Origin of the sequence: Nitrosomonas sp. (genome assembly GCF_040240425.1) — a bacterium.
GTDB lineage: Bacteria > Pseudomonadota > Gammaproteobacteria > Burkholderiales > Nitrosomonadaceae > Nitrosomonas.
In genome coordinates this window covers 81,352-98,138 of the sequence record NZ_QPHG01000009.1, presented here as the reverse complement: position 1 = coordinate 98,138, position 16,787 = coordinate 81,352, and the positions used below count along the sequence as shown (strand labels likewise).

The 16,787-nt window shown below is 48.4% G+C and carries 18 protein-coding genes; 14 read left to right on the top strand and 4 right to left on the bottom strand.

Features of this window, described 5'->3' with window-relative positions; translation table 11 throughout:
• Positions 1 to 175 precede the first annotated feature (175 nt).
• Complete coding sequence (locus tag DU481_RS05260; protein WP_350133205.1) at positions 176 to 970, top strand: hypothetical protein; 795 nt, start codon at positions 176 to 178, stop codon at positions 968 to 970.
• Positions 971 to 1,044: 74 nt separating this feature from the next.
• The gene (locus DU481_RS05255) at positions 1,045 to 1,713 is read left to right on the top strand and encodes a regulator of G-protein signaling domain-containing protein (protein WP_350133203.1); all 669 of its coding nucleotides are present in this window, start codon (positions 1,045 to 1,047) and stop codon (positions 1,711 to 1,713) included.
• 198 nt (positions 1,714 to 1,911) lie between these two features.
• Here DU481_RS05255 and DU481_RS05250 read toward each other — a convergent pair whose 3' ends face one another.
• Genes DU481_RS05250 through queG form a run of 3 tightly spaced genes read right to left on the bottom strand, consistent with a single transcriptional unit; the run spans position 1,912 to position 5,170 of the window.
• The gene (locus DU481_RS05250; protein ID WP_350133202.1) at positions 1,912 to 2,820 is read right to left on the bottom strand and encodes a D-hexose-6-phosphate mutarotase; all 909 of its coding nucleotides are present in this window, start codon (positions 2,818 to 2,820) and stop codon (positions 1,912 to 1,914) included.
• A 29-nt stretch (positions 2,821 to 2,849) separates the two neighbouring features.
• Positions 2,850 to 4,061 carry a formate-dependent phosphoribosylglycinamide formyltransferase gene (gene purT / locus DU481_RS05245; RefSeq protein WP_350133200.1) on the bottom strand — a complete coding sequence of 404 codons (1,212 nt, stop codon included), beginning with the start codon at positions 4,059 to 4,061 and terminating at the stop codon, positions 2,850 to 2,852.
• A complete protein-coding gene (queG, locus tag DU481_RS05240; protein ID WP_350133198.1) occupies positions 4,058 to 5,170 on the bottom strand; it encodes a tRNA epoxyqueuosine(34) reductase QueG in 1,113 nt (370 codons plus the stop codon). Before queG ends, purT begins: the two co-directional genes overlap by 4 nt.
• On the opposite strand from queG, the gene tsaE reads away from it, so the two are divergent.
• From tsaE to cheZ, 12 genes are all read left to right on the top strand, one after another.
• Entirely contained in the window at positions 5,165 to 5,671 is a 507-nt protein-coding gene (gene tsaE / locus DU481_RS05235) for a tRNA (adenosine(37)-N6)-threonylcarbamoyltransferase complex ATPase subunit type 1 TsaE (protein WP_090318836.1), read from the top strand. The two genes, queG and tsaE, sit on opposite strands and share 6 nt — an antisense overlap.
• Positions 5,635 to 7,083 (top strand): N-acetylmuramoyl-L-alanine amidase, encoded by a 1,449-nt coding sequence (locus DU481_RS05230; protein ID WP_350133196.1) that lies wholly within the window; start codon positions 5,635 to 5,637, stop codon positions 7,081 to 7,083. Before tsaE ends, DU481_RS05230 begins: the two co-directional genes overlap by 37 nt.
• A 174-nt stretch (positions 7,084 to 7,257) precedes the next feature.
• Complete coding sequence (locus DU481_RS05225; RefSeq protein ID WP_502889913.1) at positions 7,258 to 8,424, top strand: MlaE family ABC transporter permease; 1,167 nt, start codon at positions 7,258 to 7,260, stop codon at positions 8,422 to 8,424.
• Between the two features lie 3 nt (positions 8,425 to 8,427).
• Positions 8,428 to 9,237 carry an ABC transporter ATP-binding protein gene (locus DU481_RS05220; RefSeq protein ID WP_350133208.1) on the top strand — a complete coding sequence of 270 codons (810 nt, stop codon included), beginning with the start codon at positions 8,428 to 8,430 and terminating at the stop codon, positions 9,235 to 9,237.
• Positions 9,210 to 10,100, top strand: a complete 891-nt coding sequence (locus DU481_RS05215) for an MlaD family protein (protein ID WP_350133194.1) — start codon at positions 9,210 to 9,212, stop codon at positions 10,098 to 10,100. The genes DU481_RS05220 and DU481_RS05215 overlap by 28 nt, the downstream gene beginning before the upstream one ends.
• A 6-nt stretch (positions 10,101 to 10,106) precedes the next feature.
• Positions 10,107 to 10,730, top strand: coding sequence for an ABC-type transport auxiliary lipoprotein family protein (locus DU481_RS05210; protein ID WP_350133192.1), 624 nt, complete (start codon positions 10,107 to 10,109; stop codon positions 10,728 to 10,730).
• A gap of 93 nt (positions 10,731 to 10,823) precedes the next feature.
• Positions 10,824 to 10,952: an LPS translocon maturation chaperone LptM gene (gene lptM, locus DU481_RS05205; RefSeq protein WP_090318825.1), complete on the top strand. Its 129-nt coding sequence runs from the start codon at positions 10,824 to 10,826 to the stop codon at positions 10,950 to 10,952.
• Positions 10,949 to 12,205, top strand: a complete 1,257-nt coding sequence (lysA, locus tag DU481_RS05200) for a diaminopimelate decarboxylase (RefSeq protein WP_350133190.1) — start codon at positions 10,949 to 10,951, stop codon at positions 12,203 to 12,205. The genes lptM and lysA overlap by 4 nt, the downstream gene beginning before the upstream one ends.
• A gap of 67 nt (positions 12,206 to 12,272) precedes the next feature.
• Positions 12,273 to 13,331: a phytoene/squalene synthase family protein gene (locus DU481_RS05195; RefSeq protein ID WP_350133188.1), complete on the top strand. Its 1,059-nt coding sequence runs from the start codon at positions 12,273 to 12,275 to the stop codon at positions 13,329 to 13,331.
• Between the two features lie 77 nt (positions 13,332 to 13,408).
• A complete protein-coding gene (hpnA, locus tag DU481_RS05190; RefSeq protein WP_350133186.1) occupies positions 13,409 to 14,398 on the top strand; it encodes a hopanoid-associated sugar epimerase in 990 nt (329 codons plus the stop codon).
• A 287-nt stretch (positions 14,399 to 14,685) separates the two neighbouring features.
• Positions 14,686 to 15,093 (top strand): chemotaxis response regulator CheY, encoded by a 408-nt coding sequence (cheY, locus tag DU481_RS05185; RefSeq protein WP_090318938.1) that lies wholly within the window; start codon positions 14,686 to 14,688, stop codon positions 15,091 to 15,093.
• A 33-nt stretch (positions 15,094 to 15,126) separates the two neighbouring features.
• Complete coding sequence (cheZ, locus tag DU481_RS05180) at positions 15,127 to 15,888, top strand: protein phosphatase CheZ (RefSeq protein WP_350133184.1); 762 nt, start codon at positions 15,127 to 15,129, stop codon at positions 15,886 to 15,888.
• A 145-nt stretch (positions 15,889 to 16,033) separates the two neighbouring features.
• Here cheZ and dnaQ read toward each other — a convergent pair whose 3' ends face one another.
• Positions 16,034 to 16,771, bottom strand: a complete 738-nt coding sequence (gene dnaQ / locus DU481_RS05175; protein ID WP_350133182.1) for a DNA polymerase III subunit epsilon — start codon at positions 16,769 to 16,771, stop codon at positions 16,034 to 16,036.
• Positions 16,772 to 16,787 lie beyond the last annotated feature (16 nt).

The following is a 16,787-nucleotide window of genomic DNA, read 5'->3' as shown; positions in this document are numbered from 1 at the left end:
AGCCGGGTTTGATAAAGCCGCCAGATTTCCTGACGATCCAATAATGTTAAGCGAGTGCGTTTGTGTATGTTCATCTACAGTATTCTCCTGAATACTGTAAACAACGCTAGGAATTCTTACACCTAAGCAAGTTAAGAAAGAGACAAATAAGGAAGAGCACCCTAATAGTAAAGTTGTGATCAGGTCCGTTGAGTTTGTACAGTATGAAGAGCAAGATGGGTTTATCGCTCAATATAGCGATAGATATCCTTTTTATGCAGTCAATCTGGCCGAGGCACTTAAACCCGATCTACTTAAAGTATTACAACCTAAAAGCCCTATTGAAACATCTGTCGAGTTCGCGAACCGCAGCAATTATCATGCACTAAAATCTGAGACTGTTGATCTTAATAGAAAATACGGTTTTTCATTAATGAGTGATTATTTATTCGATGAAACAGAAGGATTTCAAGTGGCATACGACGCAGATACAGAGATGGCGACCATTCAATCCCACCGTGAATTCTGTACAGACCCTGCAAGAGATCCTGGAAGAAACCCTGCAATTGCTGATAGTTTAAAAGAAATGTACGGTAGCGTTGATGAACCGATAGTTAAAGGCACTGAATACGGAATCACATGCAATATTAACAGCATTACCAGCATCATATTTTCTAGCAAACAAGTTGATTTTTTAAAATATCTTCAACATCAAAAAGGACTCCAACTCTACATGCAACTAAAAGACACATTTAAATTGCCGAAGCAAAAACTACTCGAGTTATCTACAGGAGGTCATTCGAATAATATTTTCTATATAGGCATAATGATCGTGGGACATGTAAATGTAAACTTATCTATCTCAAACTTTAAAGATGAAACAAAGAATTACTCTTCCAATAGAGTCCCCAGTATACCGTTCAATGTAAGTCAAATAATTTACTATAATAATAAAAATGGTGAAATATTGGCTTCGCGGCAAATTAGATAAAATCTTGATATCGAGCACAGAAAGATATGTCAGCGATTAGATGTTTTAGTCCAGATAGATTAGTCCACTGATATATGTCATCAATATCAATTGAGAATAAGCCTATGTATCCAGAATGGTTAAAGAATGATATTAATGAATTACTCAATAAAGTAGATTCAGCAGTGCTGCATTCACAGAATGCAGATGAATTATCCGTTACGTATCTACGATGTTGGGCTGTTATTGAGTTATTTACAAAAGTAACCCATACCATGCTTGAGAAAAGAGAATACGCTGAAGAAATAAAAAATAAAATTTCAACAACTAAAGATAGTTTAGAGAAATCACTTCTGGAATTTAATATGCGTGAAGCAGAACTCGAGAAAATCGTCTCATACTACTTCAATAAGGATGTAATTCCTTCTGAAATCCCAAAAAAAGTTAAGTTGAGTGATCTTTCAACAAAAATATCTGACATCGATTGTCAGAAGAAATTCTCATTCGAGAAAGCAGCAATATCAACTAACAAGCGCCTTCCCTCAAAAAGCGATGCAACCAAAATGGTGGAGAAGCTTCATATAAAGTCAAGGCAGTTTCTAGGTTTACTGAAAGATGATGGAAAATCTCAAAGCAAGTATTACATTACTAGAAATCATATAGCGCATGAAGGAAAGTTAGATATAAGTCCCGATACATTAATAAAAGATCGAATAATGCCCGTACTAAATGCAGCACTTGAAATTCGTGATGAGATAACCTAATAACACAATAGGATCGGAACTTACATCTCACAAAATTGTTCATTAATCTGTGATTGAAAGGTTAAACACAACAATGGAGTCAGATTCGATTGTTATCATCCGATGCGCCAGGTTTTGACATCACACACCATAAAAACAAATAACCTTTCAATTCACGCTGTAATATCATTTCCTTACTGACATTTCATGATCAACTAATTAACCCCGCACCACCCGATAATCAGCCACCAACCGGCATTCCTCGCCCGGTGCAACCTCCCGGACATCATCCGCCGCATTGGTGGTTTCGACGCACAATAAGCGTCTGTAGTCGTCGTCTTCCAAGTCGGCCATATCTCTGGCGATTTTCTCCCACGGGTTCCATACCACAGCGGTTTTGCTACCTTGCGAGGTGATTTGAATGCGGCGTTTCAATGCAGCGTCATCGATGGTCAGGGTATTGCCGACATTCAGATAGATGCGATCAACTTCGGCGTCGATGGTCACGTCACCGGTTTGATGTTTTTGCGTGTTGCCGCCACCGGCTTTATCGAGATAGTCACAACCGGCCAGTCCCAGCACTTTTGCACGGCTGATGTCGCCAACCTTGAAATAAGTATGAAACGCCTGAGTGATAGTGAATTTTTCCTTGCCGGTATTACGCGTGATCAATGACAGATTCAAGCTGTCGCCGATGACGATTTCCTGCCGCAGGCTGAAGGCATGCGGCCAGATGGTTTGCGTTTCTGGGGTATCGTCCAAGCCAACGGTGACTTTGATATCGCCATTACTTAACGCTTCGGTGGCGATCACATTCCAGCCGCGATTGCGTACGAAACCGTGTCCGGGGCGGCCCTTGCCTTCCGGATCGGCGCCGAACCACGGCCAGCAGATTGGCGCGCCGCCTTTGATGGCTTTGCCGTCCTGGTAATACGCTTTCGCGCTCAAAAACATCACATCTTCCGGCTCACCGGCGGGTTGATACGACAACACCTGACCGGCATGAATCGAAATCAGCGCTTTAGCTTTGGCGGTTTTTACTTGAATCATCGGCAGTCCGCCGTTGCCAGCGATAAATTCCAATTGACCTGCGATGCCGAATTGCGTGTTGAGTTGTTCGATTGTCATGATTTTCCTTTGTTATTAATTGATTGGAGTTAATTTTGGGTCGGTGTCACCCGGCTGGCGGCAAGTTTAGCACGGCTGCGGGCTTCGCCGGTATCGGCGCCATTCGCCAGTGCCACGCCCATGCGGCGGCGCTTGAACGATTCGGGTTTGCCAAACAAGCGCAGATCGCTTTGCGGCACGCTGAGCGCTTCGGCGATACCGGAGAATGCGATGCCTTTGGCTTCGAGTTGACCGTAGATCACCGCGCTCGCGCCCGGCGCCTGCAGTGAAGTATTCACCGGCAATCCGAGAATCGCGCGCGCGTGCAAATCGAATTCGCTCTGCTTCTGGCTGCACATCGTCACCATGCCGGTGTCGTGCGGCCGCGGGCTGACTTCGCTGAACCACACGTCGTCGCCTTTAACGAACAATTCCACGCCAAAAATGCCCAGCCCGCCCAGATCATCGGTGATGATTTTGGCAATTTCACGCGCACGTTGCAGCGCCGCCGGAGACATTGCCTGCGGTTGCCAGCTTTCAACGTAATCACCATGCACCTGCACGTGCCCAATGGGTTCGCAGAAATGCGTTTTGACGTTACCACCCTCATCCAGCGCGCGCACGGTCAGTTGCGTGATTTCATAATCAAAATGAATCACGCCTTCGACGATGACCCGCCCCTGATCAACCCGGCTGCCACTCGCGGCATAATCCCACGCTGCTTTCACTTCCCCGGCATGATCGACGCGCGACTGCCCCTTGCCGGACGACGACATCACCGGTTTGACGATGCACGGATAACCGATGGTGCTGTCGATGGCCGCTTGCAATTCCGCCAGGCTGTTGGCAAAGGCATACGGCGACGTCGGCAGCCCCAGCGTTTCCGCTGCCAGACAGCGGATGCCCTCACGGTTCATCGTCAACCGGGTGGCGCGCGCGGTGGGAATCACCGTGGCAATGCCCGCTTGCTCGATTTCGATCAGCATGTCGGTAGCGATCGCTTCGATTTCCGGCACGATAATATCGGGCTTTTCCTGTTCGACCAATGCTCGCAAAGCTTGACCGTCCGCCATGTTGATCACATGCGCGCGATGCGCGACTTGATGACCCGGCGCGTTGGCGTAGCGGTCGACCGCAATGGTTTCAACGCCGAGGCGCTGCAATGCGATGATGACTTCCTTGCCGAGTTCGCCGCTGCCGAGCAGCATGATTTTTTTCGCCGATGCACTCAGCGGTGTACCAATGATTGATGGTGTTTTCATGTTGATGACTCCTGAATAGCGGTTCTTTTTTGATCCTGTTGCTGCAACGCCCACTGCACATGCTCACGCAACATGTCCGACGGGTCGTCCGAGCGGGCTTGCAAGGCTTGCACAATTTCGACCGAATACGGCGCGTTGCCCAAACCGACGGCGATATTGCGCAGCCATTGCGTATGACCGATGCGGCGGATCGCGCTGCCGGCCAGCTTAGCTTCAAAGTTTGCTTGATCCCAGCCAAACAATTCGATCAGCGATACCTCATCCAGGCCATTACGCGCGTGAAAATCGTTTTCTTGGGTAATTTTGGCGTATTTATTCCACGGGCATACCAATTGGCAATCGTCGCAGCCATAGATGCGATTACCGATCAGCGGCCGCAATGGCTCGGGAATGCTGTCTTTGAGTTCGATGGTCAGATAGGAGATGCAACGGCGGGCATCGACTTGGTAAGGCCCGATAATCGCTTGGGTCGGGCAAATATCGATGCAACGGGTGCAGCTGCCGCAATAATCGCCCACCGCATCGTCAACGGGCAGCGGCAGATCGATATACATTTCACCAAGAAAAAACATCGAACCGGCTTGGCGATTCAACAATAAGGTGTGCTTGCCGCGCCACCCCAGACCGGATTTCTGCGCCCAGGCCACTTCCATCACCGGCGCGCTGTCGGAAAATACGCGATACCGGAAGGTGCCTACTTCGCTGGTTATCCGGTCGGCCAATTTTTGCAGCCGGGCACGGATCACTTTATGGTAATCGCGCCCCAGCGCATAACGCGAAATGAATGCACTGTCACCGTCATGGATCACATCCCAGCTATTTTTAACCGCGGGCGGCGCATAGTTCATGCACACCGAAACCATCCGCTGCGTGCCCGGTTCCAGTTCCGCAGGCCGGGTACGTTTGGTGCCATGTTTCGCCATATAATCCATGTCACCGTGGTATCCTTGCGCCAGCCATTGGAACAGACCGGATTCCACCGTTGACATATCCGCCTGCGCATCGGCGATGCGGATGTCGTGGAAACCGAGCTCCTTGCCCCAGGTTTTGATGGCAGCCGCCAAGGCGGCGTAATCCGGTAATTTATTGGTTGAGGTATTTTCTTGCATAACGCTCGTTCGACAGATACTGAATCAGCACAAGGTGTTACCTGCTTTCTTGCAGATGAAGCGGCAACGCTGGCATTCGGTAAAAAACTGGCTGCCTGCTTGCATTCCGGACTGGCCATTTATCTGAGCGGCAATCTCGGTGCAGGCAAAACAACCTTGACGCGCGGTATTCTACACGGCCTCGGATATCAGCATGTAGTCAAAAGTCCTACCTATAATTTAGTTGAAATCTATAAAATCTCTGCGTTATACTTGTATCACTTTGATTTTTATCGGTTCAATGATTACCTCGAATGGGAAGAAGCAGGCTTCCGCGATTACTTTAATTCAGACGCAATTTGTTTGGTGGAATGGCCTGAAAAAGCAGGCAATTTATTGCCTGAAGCCGATTTGCAGCTCATCTTCAGCATTCTTGACAACGGCCGCGGGATTGAAATCCGGGCTGGCACAGAGGCAGGAAAACAATGTTTGATACATTGGAACAACCCAAAAAGCGAGTGATTGCGTATTCAAATAGCAACACCTACGCTGCCGTCAAAAATAACTTCCTGATATTTTTTATATTGGTCTTTTTCTGTTGCTGGATAAGTTCCAGTCAAACAGTCCTGGCTGCAGATACCACCGTTCAAGCGGTTCGTGTCGGGTTAACGCCGGATTACACGCGCATCACCCTGGAATCCAACCAGCCGCTCGAATATGAATTAAGCATGCTGGAAAACCCGCACCGCGTGGTTATCGATTTAAGCAATACCAAGCTTTCACAGGCGCTTTCGGCACTCCCGCAAAAGGTGGATGCAATTGATCCTTTTGTGCAGAAAATACGCGTCGGGCAGTATAAACCGCACGTCATCCGGCTGGTGTTTGATCTAAAAGCCAATGTCGTGCCGCGCACCTTTGTTATCGAACCCAAGGAAAATTTTGCGCATCGATTGATTCTGGATATCCATCATCCGGACAAAGCCGGTAAGGCGGAACTGAATGCGCGTGGCGGCGCTGCGCCAAGCACGGATTTTGAAGCGGATGTTTTGGATGAATTGGTTGCCACGCTGGTGCAAGGCGGCGCTAAACAACCCAAAGCCAGCCCGCAAGCACGTCTTATCTGGCCGCACGCGCCCAAGCCGCAGTTGAATCAGGCCAAGCAGATCAATAATTCTCCCGCCGCGCAAAACCGCAAAATCAGCAAAGCTCCGCGCATCATTATCGTAGCCATCGACCCAGGTCATGGCGGCAAGGATCCCGGCGCAGTCGGCTACCAGGGTACCTACGAGAAAGATGTAACCTTGGCCATTGCGCGAAAACTGAAAGAACGGATCGACAAAGAACCGAATATGCGCGCCGTTCTGACTCGCGACGGCGATTATTACATTTCACTGCCGCAGCGCCGCATTAACGCCCGGCGCGCCAATGCCGACTTGTTTGTGTCGATCCATGCGGATGCCAATCCCAAAGCGCATGCGCACGGCTCCTCGGTTTTCACGTTGTCCGAACATGGCGCCACTTCGACCACGGCAAGCTGGCTTGCCAATAAGGAAAATAGCGTAGATAGCGATTTAATGGGCGGCATCGATATCACTTCCAAATCAAAAGATATCAAGGAGTTACTACTCGACCTGTCGCTGAATGCCACTATCAATGACAGCGTCAAGCTCGCCGAGTACGTTTTGAAACAATTGGGTGGCATTAATCATTTGCACAAAAGAAATGTCGAGCAAGCAGGCTTCGCTGTGCTGAAATCGCCCGACATTCCTTCAATCCTGGTGGAAACAGCGTTTCTCAGCAACCCCAAAGAAGAAGAAAAACTACGCAGCAAGGGCTATCAGGATAGAATGGCGGATGCGATGTTCCTAGGCATCAAGAAATACTTTTCGGATAACCCGGCACTGGCACGCGCCGCTGTCGCGCAAACCCAATAGCGCCATTGCGTTTCTGTTTTTCCCGTGGCGCCCGCAATCCGATCCAACTATTTTGCTTTAACACGTTACAATAACTTCTGTTAGCCGGTCAGATCAGAGTATCCTTAAAAAGGATATCCGGATTTTAAATAGTAAAAATTATCCCGATTGTTTATGACTATACTTGGCATTCCTATGAATGAACCCAAGCCAGAATTAATGCACACCAGCGATCCGCCTGCCAATACGATGCAACAATGGTTTCAGCTTTCCACGAGAGCTGGTCTCGCACATATCGTTTTAACCGGTAACTATACGTTGACGGCATTAGAGCCGATCCTCAAGTCATTAATGAATGAGCTGAGTAAACAAGCCAAAAATCGTGATCTACATTGGGATCTGACCGGCATCCAGCAAATGGATATCGCAGGAACGACCCTGTTGTGGCGTGCATGGAAAGCACAACGGCCGGAACATCTTCAGCTGCGCCCGGAACACGAAAAAATGTTTGCACGCCTGGAACAGTTGCCAGCGATCAAGACGGAAACTCCATACCGGGATTTGCTCTGGCCTTTAACCGCTGTGGGCGGACTGGCTTTGCTGTTATGGCAACATGCCATCGGTCTGGTCAGTTTGATTGGCCAGTTGCTGCTTGATGTGATTTATTTATTCCGCAACCCGGTTTATATCCCTTGGCGCGAAATCTCCGCCAACTTATACCGCACCGGGGCGCAAGCACTCGGCATTACCGCGTTGGTCGGATTCCTGATCGGTATTGTCTTAAGCTATCTTTCTTCCAAACAATTGCAGTTATTTGGCGCTGATATCTTTATTATCAACATATTGGGAATCAGCATCATCCGTGAACTGGGGCCCATGCTGGCCGCGATCCTGGTTGCCGGCCGTTCCGGTTCATCCATGACGGCACAACTCGGTGTCATGCGCGTAACTCAGGAATTGGATGCTTTGACGGTGATGGGTATCTCGCATAGCCAGCGTCTGATATTACCCAAAGTGCTGGGACTCGGTATCGCAATGCCTTTGCTGGTGGTATGGACCAGTGCGATCGCTTTGCTGGGGGGAATCGTCGCTGCGGAATGGCAGTTAGGCTTGAACTCGCAATACTTTTTGTCAGCGCTACCGGATGCAGTGCCTATTGCTAATTTATGGCTCGGACTCGGCAAAGGAGTTGTATGCGGCATGGTCATCGCGCTCATCGCCTGTCATTTTGGTTTAAGGATCAAACCCAATACCGAAAGCCTGGGTGAAGGCACTACTTCTTCGGTAGTAACCGCAATTACCATGGTGATCATTATCGATGCCATTTTTGCCGTGTTGTTTTCAGACCTGGGGCTTACCTAGATGATGACAAAACCGGAATGCATCATCGAGATTGAATCGCTCTATACCCGTTTCGGGAATCATATCGTGCATCGCGATATCAATTTATGCGTTTACCGCGGTGAAGTACTAACACTGATCGGTGGATCGGGCAGCGGAAAAACCACGTTGTTACGCCAGATGCTGGGATTGGAAGAACCATCGCAAGGCAGCGTTAAAGTGTCTGGCGGCACTCGTTCAAACGCTGCCGCCAATCCGCGCAGAAAAAATATCCGCAACCGTTCGGGTGTGCTTTTTCAACAAGGTGCATTATTCAGTGCGTTGACAGTATTCGATAATATTGCGCTGCCTTTGCGTGAATTGCACACCTTGAGCGAAGATATGATCCGGGATTTGGTGATGGTTAAATTGAATATGGTGGCTATCGGGCCGGAACACGCGAACAAAATGCCCGCCGCCTTGTCCGGTGGCATGATCAAACGCGTGGCGCTGGCAAGAGCGCTAGCATTGGATCCGGAAATACTGTTTCTGGACGAACCCACCGCCGGGCTGGATCCCGAGCTGAGTGAAAGTTTCGTAGAATTGGTGCTGGCACTGCGCAGCGAAATGGATCTGACGATTGTCATGGTGACGCATGACTTGGATACGTTGGTCGCGCTATCCGACCGGATTGCCGTTCTGGCCGATCAGCAAGTGGTTGTCATCGGTCCCCTGGACGAGGTATACCGCTTTCCGCATCCTTTTATCAACAGCTTCTTCAAAAGCATACGGCATAAAATTGAGCAACAAAACAACTCGGAGCAAACATGGAAAACCGCGCCCATGCCCTCGTAGCAGGTATCTTTGTCATTTTCCTGAGCATCGCCATTGCTTTAGTGACGGTGTGGTTTAGCGGCAGCAACATTCAGCGCATCGATTATCTCGTCGTCACCAAAGAATCGGTGAGCGGGCTTAACCCGCAATCGGCGGTACATTATCGCGGCGTTAACATCGGTAAAGTTGAAAATATCGAATTTGATCCGGAGAACCCGCAACAAATTCTTGTGCGTATTTCAGTGAACGAGAATGTCATACTCAGAAACAGCACCTACGCGCAATTGGGCTATCAAGGCGTTACCGGGCTGGCCTACATTCAACTGAACGACGATGGCATCGGTACTGATCAACTAGCCCATGACGCGCGCATCCCGATGCGCCGTTCATTGCTCGACGAAGTCGCCGGATCCGGGCAGGACTTGCTCACTAATGTCAACCAATTAGTACTAAAAATGCACCAATTGCTGAACGACGAGAATCAAGATCAAGTTTTCCATATTCTGCATAATATTCAAAAAGCCACGCGCAATTTTGATGGTATTGCCGGCCACTTGCAGCCTGTACTCACGTCGTTCACTGAACTCACAACCGAATCAGCGACGCTGGTTAAACGTCTGGATCAGATCCTGGGTGAAATCAATATAACCGTTGCAAAAATCAATCAGAAAGATGGCATTTTTGACGACTTGTCGCAAAGCACGCAAGAACTGGCCATGACGATTCCTGAATTGCGCAATGCCAGTCACAGCATTGCCCGCAGTTCGCATAATTTTGATAAAGTTTTGCATCAATTGGAAGAAAACCCGCAAAGTTTATTATTTGGCCGCCCTTCCCCCTTGCCGGGTCCTGGAGAAGCCGGTTTTATGTCCCCCAAGGAGTAAGCCACAATGACCAGAATACTCTTGTTGCTCACGATCATCTGCCTGCTTCCGGGTTGTACTATTCTGCATAAATCGCATCCCACAGCCGTGTACGATTTTGGTATACAGACGCCACCGTCATCCCAACCATCGGCTCAGCCCGCCCAGCTGCGGAAGCATAGCTTGCTGGTTGCGGACACGACAGCGCCGGTATGGCTGGATAACAAGGCGATTCATTACCGCCTGCTCTATCACAATCCGGCACAATCGTACACCTACGCCAGTAATCGCTGGATTGCCACGCCCGCCGCTCTGTTTACGCAGCAGCTGCGCAACCGTATCGCCGCTGGTACGCAGGAGCAAGTGATTAAAGACAACAGTATCGCAACCGCCGATCATGTACTGCATACCGAGCTGGAAGAATTCTCACAAGTGTTTGATACAGCTACGGATAGCCGCATCGTGGTCGGTTTGCGCGCCAGTTTGATCGAACGCAATACACGCAAGCTGCTGGCGCAAAAAAATTTCAACATCACGGCAAAAGCGCCTTCGGCCGATGCAGCGGGGGCCGTGTCTGCTTTGGGCGCGGCAAGTAATCAACTGCTGAATGAATTAGTTAATTGGCTGGCCGCCACATTACCGCACGATTAATCCCAGCTTGGGCAGTCAAAATTACGCTCAAGTTGGGTTAATTTATCATTCTCTTATGTTAGTATCCCGTCATTATTGTTCCAGAGGTTTTGCATGCGTTTAATTCTAATCCTACTGCTCTCCGCTTACTTGCTCAGCGCTTGTGGCCTGAAGGGGCCGCTCTATCTTCCCAAGGTTGAGGAAGCCAGTACCGCGCCATCCAATCCAGCAGAGAAAAAATGAGCGGTTTTCCTGAATTTGATTACCGCAATAACGAGCTCTTTGTAGAATCGGTATCGCTCCGGCAGATTGCCCGGGAATTCGGTACGCCCTGTTATGTCTACTCGCGCGCCGCCTTAACCAAAGCTTATCAGGCATTTGATGCGGCATTTGCGAACCGGGAACATCTGATTTGTTATGCAGTAAAAGCCAACTCGAATATCGCCATCCTCAACCTCTTCGCACGGCTTGGCAGCGGCTTCGATATCGTATCGGGCGGAGAATTGCAGCGTGTCATTAAAGCAGGCGGCGATCCGGGCAAAACGGTATTTTCCGGTGTCGGAAAACACGTTGATGAAATGCGTATGGCTTTGAATGCCAACATTCTCTGTTTCAATGTGGAATCCGAAGCCGAGTTAATCGTGCTAAACCAGATCGCCAAAGACATGGGCAAGATTGCGCCTGTGAGCCTGCGTGTCAACCCGGATGTGGATGCCAAGACGCATCCTTATATCTCAACCGGTCTTAAGGAAAATAAGTTTGGCGTTCCCGCCAGCGTGGCCGAACGGATTTATCAATCGACACAGCATTATCCGCATATCCGGTTTACCGGATTGGATTGCCACATCGGCTCCCAGCTCACCGAGCTTGAACCGTTCCTGCAAGCCAGCCATAAGATGCTTAATTTACTCGAAACCTTACAATCGCAAGGTCTGTCCATTGAGCACCTGGACTTGGGCGGTGGCTTGGGTATCCGCTACACCGATGAAATACCGCCAAGCATCAAAGACTATGTTTCCGCGCTATGCGCCGGTACCCGGACAGTCAAGCAACGCTTGTTAATCGAACCGGGCCGTTCACTGGTGGGTAATTCCGGTGTTTTACTGACGCGGGTGGAGTACCTTAAACACACTTCAGCGCGTGATTTCGCCATCGTCGATGCGGCCATGAACGATCTCATGCGACCGGCTTTGTACGATGCTTATCATGCGATCCTGCCTGTGCAGCAAAATGCAGGTGAAGCCAGAAACTACCAAGTGGTCGGACCTGTTTGCGAAACCGGCGATTTTCTCGGTCATGACCGTAAACTCAGCCTGAATGATGGCGATTTTCTGGCTGTGATGTCTGCCGGTGCCTATGGCATGAGCATGAGCTCAAATTACAACACCCGGCCGCGTGCCGCCGAAATCATGGTTGATCACGATCAAATCCATATCATCCGGCAGCGCGAGACGATCGATCAATTAATGGCCGATGAGCGCGTACTGCCGCAATAAATGACAGGACATTTGGAGATACACTCAATTGTAGTAACATGCCGTATCGCTTTATGACAAATCCGTAATGACAAGCCAACCCAGTATCGACGATGCGCAGTATCAAGACCATATCCTGCAAGGTGTTTCACGCACTTTTGCACTGACCATCCCGCAATTACCCGAAACGTTGCGCCACGTGATCGGCAATGCGTACCTGCTTTGCCGCATTACCGATACGATTGAGGACGATAGTGCATTGACCAACGAGCAGACCCGGCAGCTATCCGACATGTTTGCCGAGGTCGTGTGCGGCAATGCTTCAGCGGAAGAATTCGCGCACCAGCTCTATCCGCTGCTTTCCGCCCATACCATTCCGGCAGAGCACGATTTAATCAAAAACACCCCGGCGGTTATTCGCGTCACACACAGCTTTAATCCCGTGCAACGTAGAGCGTTGGAGCGTTGCGTGCGAATCATGGCCAAGGGAATGGCGGATTATCAGGAAACAGAATCGCTGGACGGGTTGAAAGATCTGCCGTCAATGAATGAATATTGCTATTACGTGGCTGGGGTTGTCGGTGAAATGTTAACCGAATTATTCTGTGATTATTCGGAAGAAATCAATCGCCATAAACCCGCGTTGATGAAGCTTTCCGTATCGTTCGGCCAAGGATTGCAAATGACGAATATTCTCAAGGATATTTGGGACGACCGGAAGCGAGGCGCTTGCTGGCTGCCGCAGGATATTTTTCTTAAAAACGGATTCAATCTGCGCGACTTGCGGCCTGGAATATCCGATGAGAAATTTCAAGCCGGATTAGCGGAGCTATTGGCAGTTGCCAAAGGTCATTTACAAAATGCGCTGACCTATACCAGCATGATCCCTCCCAAAGAGAAAGGAATCCGCAAGTTCTGCTTATGGGCCATCGGTATGGCCATCCTGACATTAAATAAAATCAATCAGCACCGGGATTTTTCAGAAGGAACCCAAGTTAAAATCAGCCGCCGCAGTGTCAAAGCCACCATTGTAACGACCAGTTTATTTGCCAGTCATGACTGGATCCTGGAATTATTGTTCAAGCTGACATCGCGGAACCTGCCGCTGGCCAGTCTGCACAATGAAGCGCTGCCGGAAATCCGATAAATGATGGTTGCCATTCCAGGTTCCGGATACTCTTCAATGCCAGCCGGGCCGGAATACGGGCTTGCTTTCACAGAACCATGAAATCATTGGTAACAGGCGCAACAGGATTTCTTGGTTCCGCGGTGATGCGGTGCCTGCTTGCGGCCGGGCATGAGGTGCGTGTTTTGGCAAGACCCGATAGCGACCGGAGAAATTTGAAAAATTTCGCTGTTGAAATTGCCGAAGGTGATTTGCGCGATCATGCATCGCTCAAACGCGCTGTCCGGGGTTGCGACAATCTGTTTCATGTTGCCGCCGACTATCGGCTGTGGGTTCCGGATCCCGCAACCATGCATGAAATTAACGTGACCGGTACGCGTGCGCTGATTTTAGCTGCCCATGACGAAGGCATTCAACGCATTGTTTATACCAGCAGTGTCGCAACACTCGGGTTAAAGGCCGATGGCTCACCCGCCACCGAGGAAACACCCGCTGATTTTGCGGGCATTAAAGGTCACTATAAGCGTTCCAAATACCAAGCTGAAAAATTGGTACAACAACTCGTTGATGAATACCACTTACCATTAATCATCGTTAATCCTTCCACGCCGATCGGGCCTGGAGACGTTCGCCCCACACCGACCGGACGCATCGTGCTCGATACCTTGATGGGACGCATGCCGGCGTACGTCAATACCGGTCTGAATATTGCGCATGTCGACGACATCGCGCAAGGCCATTTACTGGCATTTCAGCGCGGAAAGGCTGGAGAACGCTATATTCTGGGCGGTGATAACATGTTGCTGCTGCAAATCCTGCAACTTATTGACGAAATCAACGGAACACGCAGAAAGCGCGTCAACATACCCATCAATGTCATGCTGCCGATGGCTTGGTGTATGGAAAAAATGGCGCTCTTCACACGCACGGAACCGCGTGCAACACTCGACAGCATTCACATGGCCAAGAAATTAATGTTTTTCTCCAGCGCAAAAGCTAACCGGGAATTGGGCTATCAACACCGCCCTGCTGTTGAAGCGCTTAGGGATGCGGTCAAATGGTTCAAAGAAAACGACTACTGCCGCTAGATTCCGTGTAATCCGATTATCCCAGCGAAGCTTACTTCCTCTCACTCAATATCTTCCATCAATCTCCCGTAATACTATCAACCTTGTACGTCTCAGCAGCTTCAAAGCAAGCTTAACGTTACATTTTGCACCGCTCATAGGAATTTTGAGATTTATTCTAAACTTTCATGCTTGACTGTCGTAAAAACAACGGCGAAGTGAAAATCATGCAGCAAGAGCTGATGAGCTGGTTAAAAATCAAAGCAATTCTGGTAGTACATAAAATATTGTTATTTACGGAGAAGAGAATGCCTGACAAAAATTTAAAATTCTTAGTAGTGGATGATTTTTCTACCATGCGTAGAATCGTTCGCAATCTTTTAAAAGAACTAGGATTTGTCAATGTCGATGAGGCTGAAGATGGCGCGGTAGCTTTACGCAAGCTACAAGATGGCAATTTTGATTTTATTGTATCCGATTGGAACATGCCCAATATGGATGGGTTAACCATGCTTCAGAATGTACGTGCCAATGAAGCATTAAAAAATATCCCTGTACTCATGGTCACCGCTGAAGCGAAAAAAGAAAATATCGTTGCTGCAGCCCAAGCGGGAGCAAGTGGTTATATTGTGAAACCTTTCACTGCTGCTGTACTGGAAGAAAAATTGAATAAGATATTCCAGAACATGGAAGCCAAAATAGCTGTAAAAGCATAGCATTTCTTTTCATAACAAACCGATGAGTTCAAAATGAATACAAAAAGTCTTATGAAAGCTAAAACAGAAGATACTTCTCAAGAAACAATCAGCACCAAACCCAAGAAATCCATCAAATTAGCTGATACGCCGCCAGTTGAAATGGCTCAAAATACGGAAGCCAGCGAATCAGTGACTACTAATAAAAAAGTTATTGATCAGATTGGACAATTAACCAGAAACTTACACGATAGTTTGCGTGAACTTGGGTACGACAAGCGCCTTCAGTCAATTGCATCCGAAGTCCCCGAAGCGCAAGATAAATTATCCTATATAGCGACCAAAACCGAGCAAGCGGCGGAACGCACACTGAATGCAACTGAAATTGCCATGCCAATTCAAGAGAAGATTTCCGCTGATGCCATGCATTTATCTGAGCAATGGAAACAAGCATTCGAAACTCATCAAACCAACCCAGACACGGAAAAATTTAAATTATTGCTAATTGATACGCTGCAATATCTTGATAAAATCCCGGAACAAGCCAGCGCCACCAATACGCAGCTGATGGAAATCATGATGGCACAAGACTTTCAGGATCTTACCGGTCAAGTGATCAAGAAAGTTACAAACATGGTGCAAAGTTTGGAGAAAGATCTGATAGATCTACTACTTGCAAACGTTCCAGCCAAGAAAAATATTATTGTTGCTGATGAAGGACTCCTGAACGGTCCTGTCACGAATCCCGAAAAACGCAATGATGTGGTATGCAATCAAGATCAGGTTGATGATCTACTCGCCAGTCTTGGATTCTAGTTGCAGGTTCGCCTCGTCATTCACTGCAATTCTCACCCTCTCTGGCTCTACTTATTTCACTAGAGTTTTGTCCGGCATCACCGGCAAAACTCTACTGTTCTCTAATAGAACGTTTTGACAAAACCCCGCAGGTTAGCTATCAAATTTAATGCCTCGTCCCGATTGATTCCGTATCACTGGCATTTGCGCTCTCGAGCTTTCTCCACAGACATTTATTGTTGCTCTCGTGCGCGATTTTTTCTAATACCATCGCATGCTGCGCCAATTCCTCAGCCGTTGCCTCGATAATTTTCAAATTCAAACTATCCAAATTCCCAACGGCGTGTTGAATGGTCTCGGTATATTCCAGGTCGATCAGTAAACTTTCCTGACCGCGCGTCATGGCCAGATAAACTTCGGCCAATAGCTCCGCATCCAATAATGCCCCGTGCAGCGTGCGCTTTGAATTATCAATACTGTACCGCTCGCATAGCGCATCAAGGTTATTACGTTTACCCGGATGAAACTCCTTCGCGAGTTTTAAAGTATCCGTTATCGCAGCGCAATACTTATCCAGTGTTTTTAAATTGATCAAACTCAATTCATGATTGAGAAATCCTACGTCGAACGGTGCGTTATGGATAATCAGTTCAGCGTCGTTGATAAAATTCAGGAATTCCTTGGAAATATCATGGAATCTCGGTTTATCCTGAAGGAATTCCGTTGTTAATCCATGCACTTGCAACGCTCCTTCATCACTTGCTCGATCCGGATTAAGATAATAGTGAAAGTGGTTACCCGTGAGTTGCCTGTTCCATAACTCCACCGCCGCTATTTCAACAAGACGATGACCGAGCTTATGCTCCAAGCCGGTCGTTTCGGTATCCAGTACAATTTGACGCATATCAGATCCTAGAATT

Bases quoted from the DNA above. Each gene is read 5' to 3' on its own strand.
- DU481_RS05255 (WP_350133203.1), top strand. From the start codon at position 1,045: ATGTCATCAATATCAATTGAGAATAAGCCTATGTATCCAGAATGGTTA.
- DU481_RS05250 (WP_350133202.1), bottom strand. From the start codon at position 2,820: ATGACAATCGAACAACTCAACACGCAATTCGGCATCGCAGGTCAATTG.
- purT (WP_350133200.1), bottom strand. From the start codon at position 4,061: ATGAAAACACCATCAATCATTGGTACACCGCTGAGTGCATCGGCGAAA.
- queG (WP_350133198.1), bottom strand. From the start codon at position 5,170: ATGCAAGAAAATACCTCAACCAATAAATTACCGGATTACGCCGCCTTG.
- DU481_RS05230 (WP_350133196.1), top strand. From the start codon at position 5,635: ATGTTTGATACATTGGAACAACCCAAAAAGCGAGTGATTGCGTATTCA.
- DU481_RS05225 (WP_502889913.1), top strand. From the start codon at position 7,258: ATGAATGAACCCAAGCCAGAATTAATGCACACCAGCGATCCGCCTGCC.
- DU481_RS05220 (WP_350133208.1), top strand. From the start codon at position 8,428: ATGACAAAACCGGAATGCATCATCGAGATTGAATCGCTCTATACCCGT.
- DU481_RS05215 (WP_350133194.1), top strand. From the start codon at position 9,210: ATGGAAAACCGCGCCCATGCCCTCGTAGCAGGTATCTTTGTCATTTTC.
- DU481_RS05210 (WP_350133192.1), top strand. From the start codon at position 10,107: ATGACCAGAATACTCTTGTTGCTCACGATCATCTGCCTGCTTCCGGGT.
- lptM (WP_090318825.1), top strand. From the start codon at position 10,824: ATGCGTTTAATTCTAATCCTACTGCTCTCCGCTTACTTGCTCAGCGCT.
- lysA (WP_350133190.1), top strand. From the start codon at position 10,949: ATGAGCGGTTTTCCTGAATTTGATTACCGCAATAACGAGCTCTTTGTA.
- DU481_RS05195 (WP_350133188.1), top strand. From the start codon at position 12,273: ATGACAAGCCAACCCAGTATCGACGATGCGCAGTATCAAGACCATATC.
- hpnA (WP_350133186.1), top strand. From the start codon at position 13,409: ATGAAATCATTGGTAACAGGCGCAACAGGATTTCTTGGTTCCGCGGTG.
- cheY (WP_090318938.1), top strand. From the start codon at position 14,686: ATGCCTGACAAAAATTTAAAATTCTTAGTAGTGGATGATTTTTCTACC.
- cheZ (WP_350133184.1), top strand. From the start codon at position 15,127: ATGAATACAAAAAGTCTTATGAAAGCTAAAACAGAAGATACTTCTCAA.
- dnaQ (WP_350133182.1), bottom strand. From the start codon at position 16,771: ATGCGTCAAATTGTACTGGATACCGAAACGACCGGCTTGGAGCATAAG.